The organism is Sandarakinorhabdus sp. (assembly GCF_032115815.1).
In the GTDB taxonomy this organism is placed as follows: Bacteria; Pseudomonadota; Alphaproteobacteria; order Sphingomonadales; family Sphingomonadaceae; genus Sandarakinorhabdus.
Window position 1 is genome coordinate 1 of sequence record NZ_JAUMBI010000081.1, and the last position, 19,321, is coordinate 19,321.

Below are 19,321 nucleotides of genomic sequence, written 5' to 3' on the forward strand. Positions count from 1 at the left end.
GCGGCTTTGGCGCCATCCTGATGGGGCTTTCCAACGGCAAGGCGGCGCGCATCGGCATGACCGAAACCGCCTATCCGCTGCGCGGCACCGGGTTGAGCAGCATGATCTCGGCCGAATGGCACCGCCCGGAAGATCGGGACCGGGCCGTGAATTGGGTGAACGAACATGGCGCCGCGCTGCGGCCGTGGGCGCGCCGGGCCTATGTGAACTATTTGCCGCCCAGTTCGCCCGATCGCCTCCGCGAAGTCTATGGCGTCAACCATCCCCGGCTGGCGGCCATCAAGGCCCGCTTTGACCCAGACAATCTGTTCCGGTCCAACCAGAATATCCTGCCGGCGCGGTCGGCCTGAACCGGTCAGCCGCGCTTGGGCGGCAGCGGGAAGAAACCCGACGTGCGACGGATATAGTCTTCATAGCCCGGCCGGCGCTTTTTCAGGCTGTGTTCCAGCAACGGCGCGCCGGACCAGCGGGTGAGGGTGAAGCTGAGGAACACCGGTCCCACAACCGTCCACCACGGCGCACCGGCGGCGATGCCGACGATGAAGATGCCCCACCAGGCGGTGAAGTCGCCGAAATAATTGGGGTGGCGGGTGTAGCGCCACAGACCCTTGTCCATCACCTGGCCCTTGCTGGCCGGATCGGCGCGGAAGGCTTCCAGTTGCGCGTCGCCGATGCTTTCGAAGGCGATGCCGATCAGCGCGATGGCGGCTCCGGCCACACCCCACAGCGGCAACGGCGCGCCGCCATCGGCGAGCACGCCGGCCTGGGCGGGCAGCGACACGCCCCACAGCAGCGGCCCCTGCATGCCGAACGCCCGGAACCAGGCCGCCTTGGCAAAGCTCATGCCCTGTTTCTCCATGGCGTGGCCCAGGATCTTCTCATAACGCGGATCGCGGCCCAGCCGGCGCCAGCGGGTGATGAGGTGCGTGCCCAGCCGCAGCCCCCACAGGCCGACCAGCACGATCAGTGTCCAACCAGCCGGCCCAGCCGGGCCACCGTTCAGGACTGCTGCCACCGCCACGGCAAACACCATGCCATAGGCCCAGATGGCATCGATGAACGAAACATCGCGGATGGAAACGCTGTACCGCCAACACAGGCCCATCAAGCCAACGACAGCGGCGAGGGTAATACCAAGATTGATCAGCATGGGAGAAACTCAGGCCGCCTTGTCGATGGTGGAGGGTTCGGTGGGTTGCACACTGGCGGCCATGATCGATTTCATCGCTTTGCCAGGGTGTTTCGGGGTGGTGGAGCGGTAGAATTCCTCCACCCGCGCCATATCGGCGCCATAATCGCCGGTGGGCATGAAGGCCAGCGCCAGCCCGCCGGTTTTCCTGGCATAATCCATCATGCCCACGATCAGCGGCACCTGCGCGCCCACCGCGATATGGTAGAAACCGGTTTTCCACTGGCCCACCGATTTGCGCGTGCCTTCGGGTGCGATGGTGAGCAGGAAATCGTCGCGCCGGTTGAATTCGTCGATCATCGACTGGACATAATTGCCGCCCTTTTCGCGGTTTACCTCTACCCCGCCCATTTCGCGCATGAAGCGGCCCAGCGGCCAGCGGAACAGCTGGCGTTTGGCCATGAAGCTCGTTTCGATGCCCAGATCGCGGGTGAGCCCGATATAATAGATGAAATCCCAATTGGATGTGTGCGGGGCCGCGATGATCACCGCCTTGCGCGGGATCGGCCGGATGGCGACCGATTTCCAGCCCATGGCGAGATAGAAGCGCACGATCAGCCATTCCAGCACTCGCGACAGTCCGCTCTTCGTCTCGCCGTGCATGATGCTCCCCCGGATTGGACAGCCGTTACCCCGGCTTGCCGCTCTTTTGCTGCATTGGCAGCGACACAGCATCGCGGATGGGGGGGGATGCTGTCAAATGGGGTGTCAATTTGGCGCTGCGCGGCTATGGCGGGCGCCATGATCAAGATGCTTGCCGCCTATGGCCTTACACTTGTTGCCTTTGCCGCCATTGATGCGGTGTGGCTGATCAACATGGCGCCGCGCCTGTACAAGCCGGAAATCGGCGAAGTGATGATGGAAAACGGCTTCCGCCTCACGCCGGCGATGATCTTCTATGCCATCTATATCGGCGGCATCGTCTATTTCGCCGTGTGGCCGGGACTGACCGAAGGCGTGGCACGCGCGGCGCTGCAGGGCGCGGTGCTGGGGTTCATCTGTTACGCGACCTATGATCTCACCAACTATGCGACGCTGAAAGTGTGGAGCCTGAAGGTGACCGTGCTCGATCTGATCTGGGGCACGGTGTTGACCGGCGGTACGGCAGCGGCCGGCACGTGGCTCACTTCGAAGCTGTTCCCGGCCTGATCACCAATAGCCGGCCATGATTGCGCGGGCCCAATCAGGTTCGCGCATCTCCCCACGCGGCTGAAAGCCCGCCATCACCGGCTTGATGTCGAGCACCGGCGTGCCGTCGATGGCGTCCAGCCCCTCCACCGCCAGTTCCAGGCCATCGACGGCCACAATGCGGCAGATGCTGATGCCCAGCCGGTTGGGCCGGTTCTTCCCGCGCTGGGCAAAGATGCCGACGCGCGGCCAATCGGGGTTGCCGCGCGGACGGCGGGCGCCGGTGGTGATCTGATCGTCGCTGACCTGATCGAACAGAAAGATGATCTCGGCGTGGCTGAAGGCCTCGAGGCCAAGCAGCGCTTCGTCGGTGAAGCGTTCGGGATCAAGACGGATAACGGCGCGGCTGTTGCCCCACTCATCATCAATGGCTTCGGCGCGACCGCCAGCAACATGGCCGATGGGGGCAAGGGTGAAGACCGACATGGCTGCTCTCCTGGCTGAGGGGAGTGTAGCCGGTGTCATCGCTCTGGCCAGCCCCGCTCGCGCATGGCAGCCCTGCAGATCAGGCCACCCAGTTGGCCCGGCGATAGCCCTGCGCGCGCAGCAGAACGGTGAGATCGCCATGGCGAACATGGGCCTGGGCAGCGGCAGCGGCCTTCGGCTTGGCGTGATAGGCGATGCCCAGGCCGCCGGCGGCACTGGCGGCCTGGATCATCGGAATGTCGTTGGCGCCGTCGCCCACCGCCAGCGCGGCGCTCATCGGTGTGCCGTCGGCTTCGAGCAGGGCCTTCTTGGCGGCCGCATCGACGATGGGTTCGGGCACGGTGCCGGCCAGCACGTCACCATCTGTGTCCAGTCGGTTGGCCAGCACGCGGGCAAAACCGATCTGGCGCGCCACCGGCACCGCAAACGGCATGAAGCCGCCGGAGACGAGCAGCGAGCGCGCGCCGTTGGCCGTCATCGTCTGCACCAACTGCCGCGCACCGGGGTTCAGCCGCACGCGCTCCTCGCGGCACTGGTCGAGCGTGGCGACGGGCAGGCCCTTCAGCAGCGCCACGCGGGCCTTCAAGGCGCCCGCAAAATCCAGCTCGCCGCGCATGGCCGCTTCAGTGATGGCGGCGACTTCGGCCTTGAGGCCGGCATAATCGGCCAGTTCGTCGATGCATTCGCAGGCGATCATGGTTGAATCCATGTCGGCCACGATCAGTTTCTTGCGGCGTGGCGTGGCGCCGGATTGCACCACCACGTCAACGGCGGGCAGGGCGTCTTCCAGCGCAGCGCGAATGGCGGGGGCATCACCGCGGGCGAGGATGTCATACGCGTCGCCCGCTTCCAGCCAGCTTTGGGCGACGATTTCGGCGCCGATGCCGCGCACGACATCGCTTGCCGCAGAAGCGTCGCCGGGCGACAAGGCGCCTTCGGCAACCAGGGTGATGATGAGCGCGTCTGCCATTTCTCTCGATCCTGAACGGGTCACCGTCCTGACAGGGCCAACGGCCGGGGGCAAGTCTGCGCTGGCGCTGAAACTGGCAGCGCGGGTGAACGGCGTGATCATCAATGCCGATGCCAGTCAGTTGTATCGCGATCTCGCCATCGTTTCGGCACGGCCAACCGCGGCGGAGGAAGCGGCCGTGCTGCACCGGCTTTATGGCGTGCTGGCCGGCGATGATGTGTGCAGCGTGGCGCGCTGGGTGGAACTCGCCAAGGCGGAGATTGCATCGGCCCGCGCTGCGGGCCGGCAGCCGATCATCGTCGGCGGCACCGGCATGTATCTGACGGCACTTGTGCACGGCCTGGCTCCGGTGCCGGCGATTGACGAACAGGTGCGCGCCGCCGTGCGCGCGCTCGATACCACCCGCGCCCGCGCCGCGCTGGAGACGGAAGACCGCGGCGCTGCGGCTCGCCTGATGCCGGCTGATCGGCAGCGCACCCTGCGCGCGCTGGAGGTGGTGCGTTCGACTGGGCGCACGCTGGCCGATTGGCAGCAGCGCCGCGATGGCGGGCTCGGGGTGGCGGCGGTGCAGGGCATCATCGTCGATCGCCCGCGTGCCGAACTGAACGCGCGGGCCGAGCAGCGGCTGGCGGCCATGCTGGCGGCTGGAGCGCGCGACGAGGTGGCGGCGCTGCTGGCGCTGGAGCTGCCCGCCGATGTGCCGGTGATGAAGGCGCTGGCAGTGCCGCAATTGGCGGCGCATCTGGCCGGACGTTGCAGCATCGACGACGCGATGGCGCAGGCGCTGATCGCCACCCGCCAATATCAGAAGCGCCAGCAGACCTGGGCGCGCAATCAGTTCCCGGACTGGCAGCGCGCCTTTCCAGCCTGAACTGCGCGTGGGGCTTTGTTCCGCTGCAACCACGGCCTATCGCACGCCGTAACTGCCTGTAACTAATAGTGGACATTTCGCCCCTATCGGGGTCCGCAATGTCATGCGACCGTCATGTTGCGGTGCAATGAAGTAAAAGCGCGTTGGTTTCGCGGTGGGGACAGTGATGGTGAAGCGTGCGTTTTTCCTGGGTGTGCTGATGGCGCTGGCGCAGCCGGCTACCGCGACCCAAATGGTGAATCTGGCGCCCCCCGAACGCGCGGCGGCGCCTGCATCTTGCCCGGCTCAGAATCCGGCCTGCTCCAAGATTGATCAGGATGATGCGGGCGCCAATGCGGCCGGCCTGACGGAAAGTGGCGACACCGGGCCGATCGTTGCCGGGCTGCTGGGTTTGCTGGTGCTGGGCGCCGTGTTCGGTCGCCGCAAGAGCGGGTTGCCGGAAGTTGTATCCTGATTGCCGGTGCAGTGTGGGACTGTCGGCACATCTTACAGTTAATGGATGATTTACCATTTAACCCATTGATATTGTACAATTGAGGTTGTTGGCACGGTCGTTGCATCCGGACTGGTGAACGGCGTCTTTCAGTGCGTGGCTGCATGCATTGTTGGTCGCCGGATCATGGTTTCCAGGAGTTTTTTTCAGATGCACTTCAAGAATCTCGCCGTCGCTGCGGTGGCGCTGGCTGCGGCTTCGTTCGCTGCTCCGGCTGCAGCGGTGACCAACCTCATCAAGAACGGCAGTTTCGAATCGGGTGCGGTTGGCACGGGCGGCTTCCTGCAGTGGACCAAGTCCAATGTGCCAAGCAACGCGCCGGCCAGTGTCATCAACTACGACAGCACTGCGAGCTATCCCAATGGCGCATTTGGCGAGAGTGTGTTTGCCGACAACTCTGTTTCGGCCAGCCCCGATGCGGTTGGCGGCAAGGCCGCCTATTTCGTTGGCGATCTTTCGGTGAACGAAACCATCTCGCAGCTCACCTATCTGCGTGTCGGCAACTACCGTCTGGGCTTCAGCTATTTCCTGACCGCCAACGGCCTCGCCAATCCGGGCAATTCAAGCTTCCAGGCCACGATCATCGGTGCCCCGGTGGCGGCCACCGCGATCATCGCGGGCGCCCCCGGCCGCACCTGGGTGAATATCTCGGGCGTCGGCCAGATCACGCGGGCCGGCTATTACACCACGGCCTTCGTTTTCAATTCGAACCTGGGCGGTGCATCGAAGGACATCGTGATCGATCGCGCCTTTGCGGTGCAGACCACCGATCCGGCGACCATCATCATCCCGCCGACCCCGACGGTCGTGCCCGAACCGTCGAGCTGGGCGCTGCTGCTGCTCGGCTTCGGCTTTGTCGGTCTGGCCGCGCGTCGGCGCAAAACGGTCGTCGCCGCCTGAGCACTGCCATCGGGTCGGCATGCCGGTACAGAAGATGGGGCCTGGCACGCGCCGGGCCCCATTTTTTGTTTCCCGAAGGTCGAAGCGTCATCAGCAATTCTAGAATTGCGCCAATCACCGCCATTTCGTATTTTAATTACGCAAAAAGCGGTTGACCTGCCATTTTCCTTCCCATAACAGCATCCGGCCGCTGATGTGCGGCCGTCTTGCTTGGGATATGGACTATGGGCACGGAAATGACCGGCGCCGACATCGTTGTGCAGGCCCTCACCGATCTGGGGGTGGAGGTGGTGTTTGGCTATCCCGGCGGCGCTGTGCTGCCAATTTATGATGCACTGTTCAAGCAGAACCGCATCCGCCATATTCTCGTCCGCCATGAACAGGCCGCCGTGCATGCCGCCGAAGGCTATGCGCGCAGCAGCGGCAAGGTGGGCGTGGTGCTCGTCACCTCTGGCCCCGGCGCCACCAATGCCGTCACCGGCATCACCGATGCGCTGATGGATTCGGTGCCGCTGGTGGTGCTCACCGGCCAGGTGCCGACGCATCTGATCGGCACCGATGCCTTTCAGGAATGCGACACGGTGGGCATCACGCGCCACTGTTCCAAACATAATTATCTGGTGAAGGAGACGGCCAAGCTCGGCCCCGTCCTGCACGAAGCCTTCTATATCGCCCGCTCCGGCCGTCCCGGCCCGGTGGTGATCGATATCCCCAAGGACGTCCAGATCATGAAGGCCGGCTACACCAAGCCGGGCGTGATCGCGCACAAGACCTACAAGCCGCAGGTGAAGGGCGATCTCGCCGCCATCGAGGCGGCGGTGGACATGCTGGCGGCTGCGGAACGCCCGATCCTCTATACCGGCGGTGGCATCATCAACTCCGGCCCGGTGGCCAGCCAGTTGCTGCGTGAACTGGCCAAGGCCTGCGGTGCGCCGGTGACGAGCACGCTCATGGGCCTTGGCACGCTGCCCGATGATCACCCGCAGTTCCTGGGCATGCTGGGCATGCACGGCAGCTATGAAGCCAATATGGCGATGAACAAGTGCGACCTGATGGTCTGCCTTGGCGCGCGTTTTGATGATCGCGTGACCGGCCGACTGGACGCGTTCAGCCCGACCAGCCGCAAGATTCATGTCGATATCGATCGCTCCAGCTTCAACAAGACGGTGCGCGTGGATCTGACCATCCAGGGCGATGTCGGCAGCGTGATGGAGGATATGCTCAAGGTCTGGCGCGCGCGCGGTCATCGCGCGGCGGATCAGAAGGCGTGGTGGGAGCAGATCAAGGGCTGGCGCGCGCGCAACAGCTTCGGCTTCGAACAGAAGGGCGAGGCACTGCTGCCGCAGAAGGCGATCCAGCGCCTTTATGAGATGACGAAGGCGAAAAAGCCGATCATTTCCACCGAAGTCGGCCAGCACCAGATGTGGGCAGCGCAGCATTTCGGTTTCCACGAGCCGAACAAGTGGCTGACCAGCGGCGGCCTCGGCACCATGGGTTATGGCCTGCCGGCGGCCATCGGCGCGCAACTGGCGTTCCCGGGCGCACTGGTGATCGATATCGCCGGCGAAGCCAGCATCCAGATGAACATCCAGGAACTGGGCACCGCGACGCAATATCGCCTGCCGGTGAAGGTGTTCATCATCAACAACGAGTATATGGGGATGGTCCGCCAGTGGCAGGAACTGAACCATGGCGGCCGCTATTCCGAAAGCTATTCGGACAGCCTGCCGGACTTCGTGATGCTGGCGCAGGCCTATGGCTGGAAAGGCATCACCATCGAAGGGCCGGACGATCTTGACGCCGGCATTCAGGCGATGATCGATCACCCCGGACCGGTGATCGTCGATTGCCGTGTGGCGAAACTGGCCAACTGCTTCCCGATGATCCCGTCAGGGGCGTCGCATACCGACATGATCCTGAGCGCCGCCGATGAGCGCGGCGAGGCCGATGACGATGCGAAGGCGCTGGTGTGATGAAACATCTCCCCTCTGAACGGCACACGCTGTCGATCCTCGTCGATAACGAGGCCGGCGTGCTCGCTCGCATCGTCGGTCTGTTCTCGGCGCGCGGCTATAATATCGAAAGCCTGACCGTGGCCGATGTTTCGGATGATCATGCGGTCAGCCGCATCACTGTCGTCACCAGTGGCCCGCCGCCGGTGATCGATCAGATCATGGCCCAGCTTGATCGGCTGGTGCCGGTGCACCGGGTGATCGATCTGACCGAATACGGCCCGCATGTGGAGCGCGAGATGGCGCTGGTGAAGGTGGCGGGCACCGGTGACAAGCGCGTCGAGGCGCTGCGCCTGGCCGACATTTTCCGCGCCCGGCCCGTGGATACCAGTACGACGAGCTTCGTGTTCGAAGTGTCGGGATCATCCGAGAAGGTGAACCAGTTCATCGCGCTGATGCGGGAGGTGGGCCTTGTCGAGGTCGCCCGCACCGGGGTTGTCGCCATCGCCCGCGGGGCGGAGGCCGTTTGATCATTCGCTCCGCTGCTGCGGGGCCACACAAGGGAAATGAAGATGCGCGTTTATTATGATGCCGATGCCGATGTCGGCCTGATCAAGGGCAAGAAGGTCGCCATCGTTGGCTATGGCAGCCAAGGCCATGCCCATGCCCAGAATCTGCGCGATTCTGGTGTGAGCGAAGTGGCCATCGCGCTGCGTGCCGGCTCGGCCACCGCCAAGAAGGCGGAAGGCGCCGGCTTCAAGGTGCTGAGCAATGCCGACGCTGCGGCGTGGGCCGATGTGATCATGGTGCTGGCGCCCGACGAGCATCAGGCCGCCATCTACGCCGACGATCTGGCCGCCAACATGAAGCCCGGCGCCGCGCTGGCGTTTGCCCACGGCCTCAACGTGCATTTCCAGCTGATCGAACCGCGCGCCGATATCGACGTGTTCATGATCGCGCCGAAGGGCCCGGGCCACACGGTGCGCAGCGAATATCAGAAGGGCGGCGGCGTGCCGTGCCTGATCGCCATCCACCAGGATGCCAGCGGCAACGCGCATGATATCGCGCTGTCCTATGCGTCGGCGGTTGGCGGCGGCCGTTCGGGCGTGATCGAAACCACCTTCAAGGAAGAGTGCGAAACCGATCTGTTCGGCGAACAGGCCGTGCTGTGCGGCGGCCTCACCCACCTGATCCAGGCCGGGTTCGAAACGCTGGTGGAAGCCGGTTATGCCCCGGAAATGGCCTATTTCGAGTGCCTGCACGAAGTGAAGCTGATCGTGGACCTGATGTATGAAGGCGGTATCGCCAACATGCGTTATTCGATCAGCAACACCGCTGAATATGGCGATATCACCACCGGGCCGCGCATCATCACCGATGAAACCAAGGCCGAGATGAAGCGCGTGCTGGCCGATATTCAGGGCGGCCGCTTCGTGAAGAACTTCATCCTCGACAACCGCGCCGGCCAGCCGGAACTGAAGGCCAGCCGCATCGCGGCCAAGGCGCATCCGATCGAGGAGGTCGGCTCGCGTCTGCGCGCGATGATGCCGTGGATCGCGAAGAACCAGCTGGTGGACAAGGCCCGCAACTAAGGCGGCATCTCCGCAAAATATCCCCGTCGCCCCGGATCAAGTCCGGGGCGACGAATCCTTTTGAGAGCAATCGCCTTCAGGCGCTATTCCCCACGCTCCCTGATCATCTCGGCCGCGCGCCCGCGCACGCTGCGCAGGGCCAGCTGCACTTCCCACAGGAACAGGCTCAGCCCGCCGGTCAGCAGCAGGGTGGCAGCGATGAACAGCCACGCGATCGCGGCGTTGAGGGGAAAGCCGGCGAGTTGTTCGACAAACAGCAGCACGATCACGCAGCACACCAGCAACGCCGCCAGGATGCACAGCGCAATCGCCCAGTTGGCCGCTGTCATCCGCCCGGCGAGAACGGTGAGATCGTCCATGGCGATGCGGCGGCGCAGTTCGGGATAGTCGGCCATATGGGCTTCCAGATGGCGGGCGCGGTCCACAACGCGCGACAGGCGCTGCACCATCACGTTGAGCATGCCGGCGATGGCGGTGAGCAGGAACACCGGCGCCAGCGCGCTCTGGATGGCGGACCCGATGGTCGCTGTGGAGAAGATGGTTTCCATGCCGCCTTCATGCCCGCAATGGCGGCAAGAGCAAGGCGGCATCTTGCGCGTCCGCCCTCCTTCACGCTATGACGGTGTCATGGCTTTCCAATCGGCCCTGCTTACGCTGCGACTTACACGCCCTCGGGCGTGACGCTGGCTGCTGGGCATGTTCCCTCGGCCACGCGCCTTGAGGGGATGAACCTGACACTTCACATCACAGCGTTCAGACAGGCAGAGCCATGACCAACAATCGTATCCGCATCTTCGACACCACCTTGCGCGACGGGGAACAATCCCCCGGCTGCTCGATGAATCTCGAGGAGAAACTGAAAGTCGCAGCGCAATTGGAAGCGCTGGGCGTGGACGTCATCGAAGCCGGTTTTGCCATCGCATCCGAAGGCGATTTCGAAGCCGTGCAGGCCGTCGCCAACATGTGCGACACCGCCATCGTTGCCAGCCTGGCCCGCGCCGCCGCGCCCGATATCGAACGGGCCTGGGCCGCGTTGAAGGGTGCGCGCAACCCGCGCATCCACACTTTCATCGCCACCAGCCCGCTGCATATGAAGGTGAAGCTGAACAAGTCGCCCGAAGAGGTGCTCGAAGCGATCCGCCACTCGGTGAGCCTGGCCCGCAATTTGTGCGGCGATGTCGAATGGTCGGCCGAAGATGCGACGCGGTCGGATCCGGATTTCCTGTGCCGGGCGGTGGAAACCGCGATCAACGCTGGTGCCACGACCATCAACCTGCCCGACACCGTGGGTTATGCGACGCCGGCCACCTATGGTGCCATGTTCCGCGACGTCATCACCCGCGTGCCCAACGCCGATCAGGCGATCTTCTCCACCCATTGCCACAATGATCTGGGCCTGGCCGTGGCCAACACGCTGAGCGCCATCATGGCCGGTGCGCGGCAGGTGGAAGCCACGGTCAACGGCATCGGCGAACGCGCTGGCAATGCCGCCGTGGAAGAAATCGCCATGGCGCTGAAGGTGCGGCAGGATGTGATGCCCTATCAGACCGGCATCGTGAGCACCGAAATCACCCGCGCCAGCCGGCTGGTGAGCGGCGTCACCGGCATGCAGGTGCAGGCCAACAAGGCGATCGTGGGCGCCAATGCCTTCGCGCATGAAAGCGGCATCCACCAGGATGGCATGCTGAAGGATTCGTCCACCTACGAGATCATGACGCCCGATAGCGTGGGCCAGGGCGCCACCAATCTGGTGCTGGGCAAGCACAGCGGCCGTGCCGCATTCCGGTCAAAGCTGGCCGAAATGGGCTATGACCTGTCGGACAACGAGTTCGGCGATGCCTTCAAGCGCTTCAAGGATCTGGCCGACGCCAAGAAGCAGGTGTTCGACGAGGATATCGTCGCGCTGGTGGATGATGAAGTGCTGCGCGGGCATGACCGGATTCAGGTGGTCGAGGTCGAGGTTTATTGCGGCAGCAATGGGCCACAGCGGGCGATCCTGACGCTCAGCATCGACGGCGAGGAAGTGACGGCGGCAACGCGCGGCAACGGCCCGGTGGATGCGCTGTTCAACGCCATCCGCAAGCTGGTACCCCACGATGATGCCGTGCTGAACCTCTATCAGGTCCACGCCGTCACCGCTGGCACCGATGCCCAGGCCGAAGTGAGCGTGGTGCTGGCTGAACATGGCCGCACCGTGCGCGGCACCGGCGCCCACACCGATACGCTGGTGGCGAGCGCGCGAGCCTATGTGAACGCGCTCAACAAGCTGATCGTGAAGCGCGGCAAGTCGGCGCTCAGCGCGGCGGGGTGAAGCTGGTCATCGTCTACAACGCCAACGCCGGGCTGCTGGCGGGCGCGATGGACAGTTTGCACAAGCTGTTCGCGCCCGCCACCTATCCCTGCAAGTTGTGCGCGCTCACCTATGGGTTGCTCAGCATGCGTGGCGAATGGCGGCGCTTTCTGGATGGGGTGGGCATGGAAGTGATCTTCCACCACCGCCCGGATTTCCGCGCCGCCTTCCCCCACGCCGCCGATTGGCCGCTGCCGCTGATCGCGGTGGCTGATGCTGGCGAGATGCGGCAACTGGTGAGCGCGGCGGATTTCACCGATATTCCCGACCTGAAATCGCTGATCCAGGTGATGCGCCAACGGCTGTAAGCGGCGGTGTTGACTGACTTTCACCACCATGCAAGCCTTGGTTATAGGGGAATTCAGTATGCGCATTGCCCATGCCTTGGTCTTGCACTTTCTGATGGCGTGGTTCGCCGGTGCGGTGACGGCGCAACCGGTGAAGGGAACGGCGCCCAACACAGAAACGCCACCGCGCTTTATGGCGCAATCGTACGTCAGCCGCGGGATTGAAGTGGCGGCTTGGTCGACCGACAGCCGCATCCTTTTCACAGCCAATGGCGGCGCGCGTGAACTTCTGGTCTGGGAAATGGAGAAGAGGCGGATCATCGATCGGGTGCGGCTACCAAGCGACGCCCGGTCGGCCACGGAAACCCTTTATCTGCATCAGGCAACGCTGTTGCCAGATGGCCAAAGCCTGCGGTTGGATGGCGAGATGCTGGATCCGGCGCGCCCGAGCGTGCGGCGCGGACGGTCATATCTGGTGGACGTGGCGAGCCGGCGCGTGAGGCTTGCGCCGCCGCGCGTATTTCCAACAATGAATAGTGTGCGGGAAAACGTCTTGGCGCGTGCTGCCGTGTTTGACGCCTTGCAGGATCCAGCCCTCGGAGTGGAGCCTGTTCCAGCCCAAACGCGTGCCGAAGAGGCACGGGTTCTGCCGCCGTTGCCGCGTTCCCCAGATGGTCGCCTGCAGATAGAGCGTAAACACTCTGACTTTGAATTGCTTGGTCGACCGGTGCCAGGCGGGGGTTACGCAAGATCCGTCAGCACCTTTGTAGACGCTGCGATGTCACCTGATGGCAAGCGCTTGGCGACACTTGGTGATAAACATGTCAGCATAATTGTTTGGGACGATGATGGCCGTATTCACGAATTGGATAACAGTTATGGCAAGCTGCGTTGGCGAAACGCTAATCAGTACCTGGTCTTGCCTTGGTCGGCTTATGACGATCCACTGAACAATGCACCAATGGGCGTGCCGCCAGATGTGCTCTTGATCGATGCACAAGCTGGACAGCCCGCAAGTGATGAAACAAAGGCGCCAGTTTTGGCGCGATATTCGGCACGTTGTTTCGTAACGCCGTTGCCCGATGGCAACATCGTTGGCGCAGGGTTGGCCAATTGCCGTCGAGGCGTGGGCTCCGACCGGTCATTGGCACGGTTAAAGGATGGGCTTTGGCAGGAATTGTCCGCGTTTCAGCTGCCGGCCGGTGCCCATATCAGGATCATTGCCGCCAGCCCGCGCCGTGATCACTTGCTGGTGGTGTCGCGGCTGAGCAACAGGCGGTTATCGGCAGCAATCGTCGATGCCCGGACCGGCGACAAGACCGCTGAGCGTATCCTGGCCAACACCGACGTCCATACAGCGATGTTTTCGCCGGATGGCGGCAAGGTGTGGCTGGCCAGCACGAGCCGTGTTGATGAGTGGCCTCTTGATCTGCCTGGTGGTGCCAGTGGCTCAAGCATGATGCGCAGCTACCCGGTTGGGGCTGTGGCAGCCAATGGCCTGGTCAGCGATGGCAGGCAGTTGCTGGTGTTGGGGCCGGTTGAGGACCGGATTGCGCGCGCAGACCTAGAGTCTGGCCAGGTGCTGCCGGCTTTGGAGTTTGACGGCGCCCTGGCGGCGGGGTTCTTGACAGATTCCAAGGTGCTTTGGTCAATATCGCACACCAACGAATTGCGGTTTTGGAATATCCGCACTGGCAAAGAGCTGGTGACCTTTGGGATCGATGCCACATGGACGCCCGAGGGCCACTACGACCCGGGCGCGCAAACGGTCTTGCGTGGCGGTGGTGCATGGTCGTTTGCACCAGAACCTTTCACAGCGTTGCCTTCGCAGTCGTTCCTGCTCGAACTATATGTTCCGGACTTGGCTTCGAAGATGCTTGACTGCATCAACGAAGACAACTGCGCACAGAAGCTGAAGCCCATTCCATCGCTGGCCGAGAAACGGAATTTTCTGCTGCCGAACGTGGAAATCACCGATGTGCAGAGTGCCGGGCCGGGATTGGCCGACGTAACGGTTAAGATCACTGAGACCATTGGCCCGAATGGACAGAATTCGGGTGCCTATAGTGCGAAGCTCTTGATGGAAGGCCGCGAAGTCGCGGTGAATCCCAACGTGAGCTATGGTGATCCGACTGAATCGCTGGCGGAATGGCGGGCTGCGAATGTGATCAAAGCGACACGCTCAGGATCAACCCTGACCTGGAAACAGCGCGTTCAAGTGCCGACCGATGGTACCTTCCCCTATTTTGCAGCCTATGCTTTCAACGCCGACCGGGTGAAATCAGAGACGTTCAAATTAAAGAACGGCTGGAAGCCGCCCCCGACCGCAAAGCGAGTGGCGCGGGCTTTTGTGCTCAGTATCGGCGTGGACAATTATTCGGCTCCTCGGCTGGATTTGAGTTATGCCGTCAATGATGCCCATGTGATCAGCAGCACGCTGGGGGCGATCCCCGGATTCAGAATGATGCGGACCAAATTGATCACAAAAAGGCCGCCCAATGGCCAGGCGGTTCAGGTCAGCCGGGACGACATTCTGGCGGCGCTGTCGATATTGGCCGGCGATGCATCGCCCCGACATCGGATTCAGTTGCAGAAATCAGGACACGACCATTCGAAATTGGCTGCCGCTACGGCCGATGATATCGTCTTCATCAGCTTTTCCGGCCACGGTTTTGCCGACAAGAAGGGCAATTTCTCGCTGATCCCAACCGATGTCCAATGGCCAACGGGCGGGGATACTGTTGCGGGCTCCACGGTTTCAACCGCCGATCTTACCGTCGTGCTGCGCGCCATGACAGCGCGCAACATCGCGATGATCATCGATGCCTGCTATGCCGGCGCCATCGTGGGCACTACGGATTTCACTCCCGGCCCGGTCGGCGGTCATGGTCTTGGGCAATTGGCGTACGACAAGTAAATCTGGATATTGGCGGCCACACAGCCGGACGATGTGGCCGTTGAGGTGGGAAGCCTGAAAATGGGTCTGCTGACTGCAGTGCTGAGCCGTGGGTTGACCGCAACCGGCGGGCCAGCAGATTTTGATAAAGATAATGATCTGACGTTGGATAATTGGTTCGACTACACGGCCGACAACTTTGCTGAGATCACCGAAGAGATGCGCCGTGGTGGTGGGTCGACGACAAATTCGCGCGGTGTCAGGCTCGTGCGAACGAGCAAGGCGCCGCTGCCAAAACAACAGAAGCCGGTATTGTACAGGATGAACAGTTATGAGGTGCTGTGGACAGGGGTAACCTTGCGCGGCGTGCAGCAAAGGTGATGTGGCCCGGATGGGCCGGCTTGTTGGCGGGCGCGATGGACAGCATCCACACGCTGTTTGCGCCCGCCACTTGCTCCATCAATCAGTGCGCGCTCACCTGTGGGCTGGTGAGCCTGCGCTAATCATGCGTCCTCGCGCGCCGGCACGCTGGGCGCATGCTTCCATTTCTCCCCCCGGCCCTGGGCTGCCGCATACTGCTCGCCGGCAAAGGCCCAATTGGGCAGCGCATCGAACCAGGCTTCCAGAAAGCCTTTCCGGTTTTCCTGATGATCCAGATAATAGGCGTGTTCCCACACATCGCAGACAATCAGCGGGGTCGATTTGGTTTCGCCGCGCCAATCTTCGGCATCATGGCTCACCGTGATGGCCAGGCCGCCGGTGGCATCGGAAACCAGCCACACCCAGCCTGATCCGAACTGCGCGACACCTGCCGCCACGAATTCGGCTTTCAGATCGGCCAATCCGCCCATCTGGGCCGTGATCGCCGCTGCCAGATCACCGGTGGGCGGCGCCGGTGTGTCGGTCATGGCATCCCAGAAGAAACTGTGGTTGCGGGCCTGGGCGGCATTGTTGAACAGCACCCGGTTGCGGGATTTGCCGGCCGCCGCGATCACGGCTTCCAGCGTGTCGGGCACGATCTCCACGGCTTCCAGCAGCGCGTTCAGCGCCTTCACATAGCCGCCATGATGTTTTTCGTGATGATGGTGCAGCGTGCGTGCCGAGATTACCGGGGCAAGCGCATCATGGGCGTAGGGCAATGGGGGCAGCAGGAACATGGGTTTCAACTCCGGGCCCCGCCCAAAGGTGGGACGGGCGCGATCAAGGGGAAGCGGGGAGGCTATGCGCTGCCCACCGCGTGCAGCAGGCCCGGAATCCACCCACGGCCTGGCAGCGCTACCGCAGAAACCCCTGCACCGCGGCCACTTGCTGATCGGTCGGCCATATCGCCTCCACCTGCAGCGCCGGCTCGTCGGCACCGGGTTCCTCCAGGATGGCGAACTGGCTCAGCGTCAGGCTGGCGGGCCAGAAATGGCCGGGGCGGGCGGCAGCGCGGGCGGTGGCCAGCTCCGGCGTGATGCGGATCAGCACATAGCGTACGGCCGGGTGGGCGGCGTAGAGCGTGTCGCGATAGGCGCGTTTGAGGGCCGATGCGCTGATCACCCCGCCAGCATCGCCCCACGCTGCCAGCTGCGCCGCACAGGCGGCCAGCCACGGCGCGCGATCTTCATCGGTGAGGGGGTGTCCGGCAGCCATTTTTGCCTTGTTGGCGGTCGGGTGCAGATCATCGCCATCGCGGAACGCCACGCCCAGCGCTTGCGCCAAGGCGGTGGCCAGCGTGGTCTTGCCGCAGCCGGCGACGCCGCCAACGACGATGAGTGGCTTCACCGGGGTTCCGGTGGCGCGCCGGTCACCAGTTCGCGGGTCATGGCGCTCAATAGTTGCTGGCGCTGGCGCTGGGCCGACCGGTTCATCTGGATGCGATACAGGCCCTTGATGAAGGCGCGATCCCAGCTGGTCAGGCCGGTGACGGTGCTGCCCGGCTGGAACAGGGTGAGCACGGAGGGCACGCCGGGATCGCCTGCCGGCAGCCGCATCGGCGCGATCATCACCAGCGCAATATAGTCGGCCAGCGCATCGAGCGAAACGCCGGTGGCCAGGTTGACATCCACCACCGCCACGCCGGCCCGCGCCCACACCGACAGGTTGGTATCGATCAGGCTGGCGCTAAAGCTGTTGGTGCCCACCGCATTGGGGCCGGCCGGCAGCACATTTCCCAGTGGCACGCCATTGGTCGTTGCGCTGGCCAGTGCGCCGGCATCGGGCGCGCTGCTGCCACCGCCGGAACCGGCCGGGCCCAGCACGTGCCACCAGCGCACTGGCAGGGTTGCGCTGTCGAGCGCGGCGAACAGCCGGGGCTCGAACGGCGGCAGCGCCGAGCGTTTGCGGGCCTTCACCATCCCCACCAGCCTGCGGGCATCATCGGTGAAGGCGACGGTGAGATTGGGTTTGCAGCCCGGCTTGTCGGCCGGCAGCGCGGCGTCGCCGGCGGCGGCCGCGATGCGCGCCTTCACCCGATCAGCCAGCGCCGCATCGGGGATTCCGCGTACGCTGATGCACACAGGGCCGCGCCAGCGCGCGAACTGGCCAAAATCCGGATTGGGCGGCAGCCCGGCCTTGGCATAGCTGCCGGTCTGCACCCGCACCTGCTCGGCACGCAGCCGGGAGTTTTCGACGATCATTGCCTCTTCAGGCGCAGCGGCGACGAGCAACAAAGCATAAAGCGAGAGCATGGCGTTGCTTGTCTCATATAGGGGAATCGCTTGCAATCGCCGGGGGCCTGCGCCATACGCGCCGCTTCGCCGTGCCGGGCCTGCCCTGCGCGACGATAGACGCCAGCCGGAGGGGCGTGGGCATTGGGCCCCGTCAACGATCGGCACGAGGAGAGAGAAATGCCGTTTTACGAGCATGTCTTCCTGGCGCGTCAGGACCTGACCACTGCGCAGGTTGAGACGCTGACGGAAGGCTTCACCAAGGTTCTTGTCGAAGGTAAGGGCCAGGTTGCAGGCAGCGAATATTGGGGCCTGCGCACGCTGGCCTATCGCATCGCCAAGAACCGCAAGGCCCATTATGTGATGCTCAACATCGACGCCCCGGCTTCCGCCGTGGCCGAAATGGAGCGCCAGGTTGGCCTGAACGAAGATATCATCCGTTCCATGACCATCCGTGTCGACGCGCTGTCGGCCGAACCGTCGGCGATGACCCGCCGTGGCGGTGACCGTGAAGGTGGCCGCGAAGGCGGTCGTGAAGGCCGTGGTGACCGTGAAGGTCGCGGCGATCGTGACGGCGGTGCCCCGCGTGGTGACCGCGGCGAACGCCCGCGCCGCGAACCGCGCGCTTAAGGGAGGGATCAGATGGGACGTCCGTTTTTCCGCCGCCGCAAGTCGTGCCCCTTCGCGGGCCCGAATGCCCCCGCCATCGATTACAAGGACGTGCGCCTGTTGCAGGGCTTCGTTTCTGAACGTGGCAAGATCGTTCCGGCGCGCATCACCGCCGTGTCCGCCAAGAAGCAGCGCGAGCTGGCCAAGGCCATCAAGCGCGCCCGCCATCTGGGCCTGCTGCCCTACCTGGTGAAGTGAGGAGCAACGCACATGCATGTCATCCTGCTTGAACGCGTTGAAAAGCTCGGCACCATTGGCGACGTCGTCAATGTGAAGCCGGGTTTTGCCCGCAACTTCCTCCTGCCGCGCGGCAAGGCGCTGCGCGCTACGGAAGCCAACAAGGCCCGGTTTGAAACCGATCGTGCCCGCATCGAAGCCGATAATGCCAAGCGCCGCGATATCGCCCGCTCGGAATCGCGCGAGATCGAAGGCGCCAGCGTGGTGATGATCCGCGCCGCGTCGGGCACCGGCCAGCTTTACGGTTCGGTCGCCGCCCGCGATCTGGCCGAAGCGCTGACCAACGGTGGTCACAAGGCCAACAAGAACCAGATCGTGCTCGACAAGCCGATCAAGACCCTGGGCGTGCACGACGTGAAGGTCGCGCTGCACCCGGAAGTCGTGGTGCTGGTCAAGGTCAACATTGCCCGTTCGGCCGAAGAAGCCGAACTGCAGGCCAAGGGTGTGGACATTGCTGCCACCGCCGAGCGCGAGGAAGCGGGCTTCACCGAAGCCTTTGATCCGAACGCCGAACCCGGCACCCTGCCGATGGACGAAGAGCCGGCCGAAGAAGCCTGATCGTCCTGATGCACTGAAAAACGGGGTCGCAACTGCAAGGTTGCGGCCCCTTTTTCTTGCCCGCGCGGGCCCAAGTCCCTAAGGAGCCGTTC

The 19,321-nt window shown here is 63.6% G+C and carries 23 protein-coding genes; 15 read left to right on the forward strand and 8 right to left on the reverse strand.

The annotated features are described in order from the left end of the window. The coding region (locus tag RT662_RS04705) for a BBE domain-containing protein (protein WP_313669554.1) at positions 1-350 on the forward strand (350 nt) is incomplete at its 5' end. A gap of 5 nt (positions 351-355) precedes the next feature. Here the strand turns inward: RT662_RS04705 and RT662_RS04710 are convergent. Both RT662_RS04710 and RT662_RS04715 read right to left on the reverse strand, forming a co-directional pair. Beyond that, positions 356-1,150, reverse strand: coding sequence for a DUF1295 domain-containing protein (locus RT662_RS04710; protein ID WP_313669555.1), 795 nt, complete (start codon positions 1,148-1,150; stop codon positions 356-358). 9 nt (positions 1,151-1,159) lie between these two features. Continuing rightward, positions 1,160-1,792, reverse strand: coding sequence for a lysophospholipid acyltransferase family protein (locus tag RT662_RS04715; protein WP_313669556.1), 633 nt, complete (start codon positions 1,790-1,792; stop codon positions 1,160-1,162). A gap of 138 nt (positions 1,793-1,930) precedes the next feature. Between RT662_RS04715 and RT662_RS04720 the strand changes: the two genes are divergently transcribed. Beyond that, positions 1,931-2,338, forward strand: coding sequence for a DUF2177 family protein (locus RT662_RS04720; RefSeq protein ID WP_313669557.1), 408 nt, complete (start codon positions 1,931-1,933; stop codon positions 2,336-2,338). Here RT662_RS04720 and RT662_RS04725 read toward each other — a convergent pair whose 3' ends face one another. Both RT662_RS04725 and serB read right to left on the reverse strand, forming a co-directional pair. Further along, positions 2,339-2,803: an SAM-dependent methyltransferase gene (locus tag RT662_RS04725; RefSeq protein ID WP_313669558.1), complete on the reverse strand. Its 465-nt coding sequence runs from the start codon at positions 2,801-2,803 to the stop codon at positions 2,339-2,341. A gap of 79 nt (positions 2,804-2,882) precedes the next feature. Then, positions 2,883-3,773 carry a phosphoserine phosphatase SerB gene (serB, locus tag RT662_RS04730; RefSeq protein WP_313669559.1) on the reverse strand — a complete coding sequence of 297 codons (891 nt, stop codon included), beginning with the start codon at positions 3,771-3,773 and terminating at the stop codon, positions 2,883-2,885. Here serB and miaA point away from each other — a divergent pair. From miaA to ilvC, 6 genes are all read left to right on the forward strand, one after another. After that, positions 3,757-4,644: a tRNA (adenosine(37)-N6)-dimethylallyltransferase MiaA gene (gene miaA / locus RT662_RS04735; protein WP_313669560.1), complete on the forward strand. Its 888-nt coding sequence runs from the start codon at positions 3,757-3,759 to the stop codon at positions 4,642-4,644. The two genes, serB and miaA, sit on opposite strands and share 17 nt — an antisense overlap. A 166-nt stretch (positions 4,645-4,810) precedes the next feature. Continuing rightward, positions 4,811-5,098 (forward strand): hypothetical protein, encoded by a 288-nt coding sequence (locus RT662_RS04740; RefSeq protein WP_313669561.1) that lies wholly within the window; start codon positions 4,811-4,813, stop codon positions 5,096-5,098. A 189-nt stretch (positions 5,099-5,287) separates the two neighbouring features. Beyond that, complete coding sequence (locus RT662_RS04745) at positions 5,288-6,037, forward strand: PEPxxWA-CTERM sorting domain-containing protein (protein WP_313669562.1); 750 nt, start codon at positions 5,288-5,290, stop codon at positions 6,035-6,037. Positions 6,038-6,261: 224 nt separating this feature from the next. Then, on the forward strand, positions 6,262-8,010 hold the full coding sequence (locus RT662_RS04750) for an acetolactate synthase 3 large subunit (RefSeq protein WP_313669563.1): 1,749 nt from the start codon (positions 6,262-6,264) through the stop codon (positions 8,008-8,010). Then, a complete protein-coding gene (gene ilvN / locus RT662_RS04755) occupies positions 8,010-8,519 on the forward strand; it encodes an acetolactate synthase small subunit (protein ID WP_313669564.1) in 510 nt (169 codons plus the stop codon). The genes RT662_RS04750 and ilvN overlap by 1 nt, the downstream gene beginning before the upstream one ends. 42 nt (positions 8,520-8,561) lie before the next feature. Then, a complete protein-coding gene (gene ilvC / locus RT662_RS04760) occupies positions 8,562-9,581 on the forward strand; it encodes a ketol-acid reductoisomerase (RefSeq protein WP_313669574.1) in 1,020 nt (339 codons plus the stop codon). Between the two features lie 83 nt (positions 9,582-9,664). Here ilvC and RT662_RS04765 read toward each other — a convergent pair whose 3' ends face one another. Further along, positions 9,665-10,129 carry a DUF2721 domain-containing protein gene (locus tag RT662_RS04765; protein WP_313669565.1) on the reverse strand — a complete coding sequence of 155 codons (465 nt, stop codon included), beginning with the start codon at positions 10,127-10,129 and terminating at the stop codon, positions 9,665-9,667. 221 nt (positions 10,130-10,350) lie between these two features. Between RT662_RS04765 and RT662_RS04770 the strand changes: the two genes are divergently transcribed. The 4 genes from RT662_RS04770 to RT662_RS04785 are packed head-to-tail and all read left to right on the forward strand — an operon-like array spanning position 10,351 to position 15,495. After that, positions 10,351-11,892: a 2-isopropylmalate synthase gene (locus RT662_RS04770; RefSeq protein WP_313669566.1), complete on the forward strand. Its 1,542-nt coding sequence runs from the start codon at positions 10,351-10,353 to the stop codon at positions 11,890-11,892. Continuing rightward, positions 11,889-12,239, forward strand: a complete 351-nt coding sequence (locus RT662_RS04775; RefSeq protein ID WP_313669567.1) for a hypothetical protein — start codon at positions 11,889-11,891, stop codon at positions 12,237-12,239. Before RT662_RS04770 ends, RT662_RS04775 begins: the two co-directional genes overlap by 4 nt. A 58-nt stretch (positions 12,240-12,297) precedes the next feature. Beyond that, on the forward strand, positions 12,298-15,135 hold the full coding sequence (locus tag RT662_RS04780) for a caspase family protein (RefSeq protein ID WP_313669568.1): 2,838 nt from the start codon (positions 12,298-12,300) through the stop codon (positions 15,133-15,135). A gap of 33 nt (positions 15,136-15,168) precedes the next feature. Continuing rightward, positions 15,169-15,495 (forward strand): hypothetical protein, encoded by a 327-nt coding sequence (locus tag RT662_RS04785; protein ID WP_313669569.1) that lies wholly within the window; start codon positions 15,169-15,171, stop codon positions 15,493-15,495. 122 nt (positions 15,496-15,617) lie between these two features. On the opposite strand, the gene RT662_RS04790 is transcribed toward RT662_RS04785, so the two are convergent. The 3 genes from RT662_RS04790 to RT662_RS04800 all read right to left on the reverse strand — a co-directional run bounded on the left by RT662_RS04790 (position 15,618) and on the right by RT662_RS04800 (position 17,786). Then, complete coding sequence (locus RT662_RS04790) at positions 15,618-16,271, reverse strand: superoxide dismutase (RefSeq protein ID WP_313669570.1); 654 nt, start codon at positions 16,269-16,271, stop codon at positions 15,618-15,620. A gap of 118 nt (positions 16,272-16,389) precedes the next feature. Next, on the reverse strand, positions 16,390-16,881 hold the full coding sequence (locus tag RT662_RS04795; protein WP_313669571.1) for a gluconokinase: 492 nt from the start codon (positions 16,879-16,881) through the stop codon (positions 16,390-16,392). Beyond that, positions 16,878-17,786: a hypothetical protein gene (locus RT662_RS04800; protein ID WP_313669572.1), complete on the reverse strand. Its 909-nt coding sequence runs from the start codon at positions 17,784-17,786 to the stop codon at positions 16,878-16,880. The genes RT662_RS04795 and RT662_RS04800 overlap by 4 nt, the downstream gene beginning before the upstream one ends. A 159-nt stretch (positions 17,787-17,945) precedes the next feature. On the opposite strand from RT662_RS04800, the gene rpsF reads away from it, so the two are divergent. The 3 genes from rpsF to rplI are packed head-to-tail and all read left to right on the forward strand — an operon-like array spanning position 17,946 to position 19,229. Continuing rightward, positions 17,946-18,395, forward strand: coding sequence for a 30S ribosomal protein S6 (gene rpsF / locus RT662_RS04805; protein ID WP_273462478.1), 450 nt, complete (start codon positions 17,946-17,948; stop codon positions 18,393-18,395). A gap of 12 nt (positions 18,396-18,407) precedes the next feature. After that, positions 18,408-18,632, forward strand: a complete 225-nt coding sequence (gene rpsR / locus RT662_RS04810) for a 30S ribosomal protein S18 (RefSeq protein WP_017666871.1) — start codon at positions 18,408-18,410, stop codon at positions 18,630-18,632. A 12-nt stretch (positions 18,633-18,644) separates the two neighbouring features. Further along, positions 18,645-19,229, forward strand: coding sequence for a 50S ribosomal protein L9 (gene rplI, locus RT662_RS04815; RefSeq protein ID WP_313669573.1), 585 nt, complete (start codon positions 18,645-18,647; stop codon positions 19,227-19,229). Positions 19,230-19,321: the final 92 nt, after the last annotated feature.

What these genes read in the sequence shown, in the direction of transcription:
- ilvN (WP_313669564.1), top strand. Translation starts at nt 8,010, where the DNA reads ATGAAACATCTCCCCTCTGAACGGCACACGCTGTCGATCCTCGTCGAT.
- rpsR (WP_017666871.1), top strand. Translation starts at nt 18,408, where the DNA reads ATGGGACGTCCGTTTTTCCGCCGCCGCAAGTCGTGCCCCTTCGCGGGC.
- RT662_RS04710 (WP_313669555.1), bottom strand. Translation starts at nt 1,150, where the DNA reads ATGCTGATCAATCTTGGTATTACCCTCGCCGCTGTCGTTGGCTTGATG.
- RT662_RS04770 (WP_313669566.1), top strand. Translation starts at nt 10,351, where the DNA reads ATGACCAACAATCGTATCCGCATCTTCGACACCACCTTGCGCGACGGG.
- RT662_RS04740 (WP_313669561.1), top strand. Translation starts at nt 4,811, where the DNA reads ATGGTGAAGCGTGCGTTTTTCCTGGGTGTGCTGATGGCGCTGGCGCAG.
- RT662_RS04720 (WP_313669557.1), top strand. Translation starts at nt 1,931, where the DNA reads ATGATCAAGATGCTTGCCGCCTATGGCCTTACACTTGTTGCCTTTGCC.
- rplI (WP_313669573.1), top strand. Translation starts at nt 18,645, where the DNA reads ATGCATGTCATCCTGCTTGAACGCGTTGAAAAGCTCGGCACCATTGGC.
- RT662_RS04800 (WP_313669572.1), bottom strand. Translation starts at nt 17,786, where the DNA reads ATGCTCTCGCTTTATGCTTTGTTGCTCGTCGCCGCTGCGCCTGAAGAG.
- rpsF (WP_273462478.1), top strand. Translation starts at nt 17,946, where the DNA reads ATGCCGTTTTACGAGCATGTCTTCCTGGCGCGTCAGGACCTGACCACT.
- ilvC (WP_313669574.1), top strand. Translation starts at nt 8,562, where the DNA reads ATGCGCGTTTATTATGATGCCGATGCCGATGTCGGCCTGATCAAGGGC.
- RT662_RS04780 (WP_313669568.1), top strand. Translation starts at nt 12,298, where the DNA reads ATGCGCATTGCCCATGCCTTGGTCTTGCACTTTCTGATGGCGTGGTTC.
- RT662_RS04725 (WP_313669558.1), bottom strand. Translation starts at nt 2,803, where the DNA reads ATGTCGGTCTTCACCCTTGCCCCCATCGGCCATGTTGCTGGCGGTCGC.
- miaA (WP_313669560.1), top strand. Translation starts at nt 3,757, where the DNA reads ATGAGCGCGTCTGCCATTTCTCTCGATCCTGAACGGGTCACCGTCCTG.
- RT662_RS04750 (WP_313669563.1), top strand. Translation starts at nt 6,262, where the DNA reads ATGGGCACGGAAATGACCGGCGCCGACATCGTTGTGCAGGCCCTCACC.
- serB (WP_313669559.1), bottom strand. Translation starts at nt 3,773, where the DNA reads ATGGCAGACGCGCTCATCATCACCCTGGTTGCCGAAGGCGCCTTGTCG.
- RT662_RS04745 (WP_313669562.1), top strand. Translation starts at nt 5,288, where the DNA reads ATGCACTTCAAGAATCTCGCCGTCGCTGCGGTGGCGCTGGCTGCGGCT.
- RT662_RS04765 (WP_313669565.1), bottom strand. Translation starts at nt 10,129, where the DNA reads ATGGAAACCATCTTCTCCACAGCGACCATCGGGTCCGCCATCCAGAGC.
- RT662_RS04790 (WP_313669570.1), bottom strand. Translation starts at nt 16,271, where the DNA reads ATGTTCCTGCTGCCCCCATTGCCCTACGCCCATGATGCGCTTGCCCCG.
- RT662_RS04715 (WP_313669556.1), bottom strand. Translation starts at nt 1,792, where the DNA reads ATGCACGGCGAGACGAAGAGCGGACTGTCGCGAGTGCTGGAATGGCTG.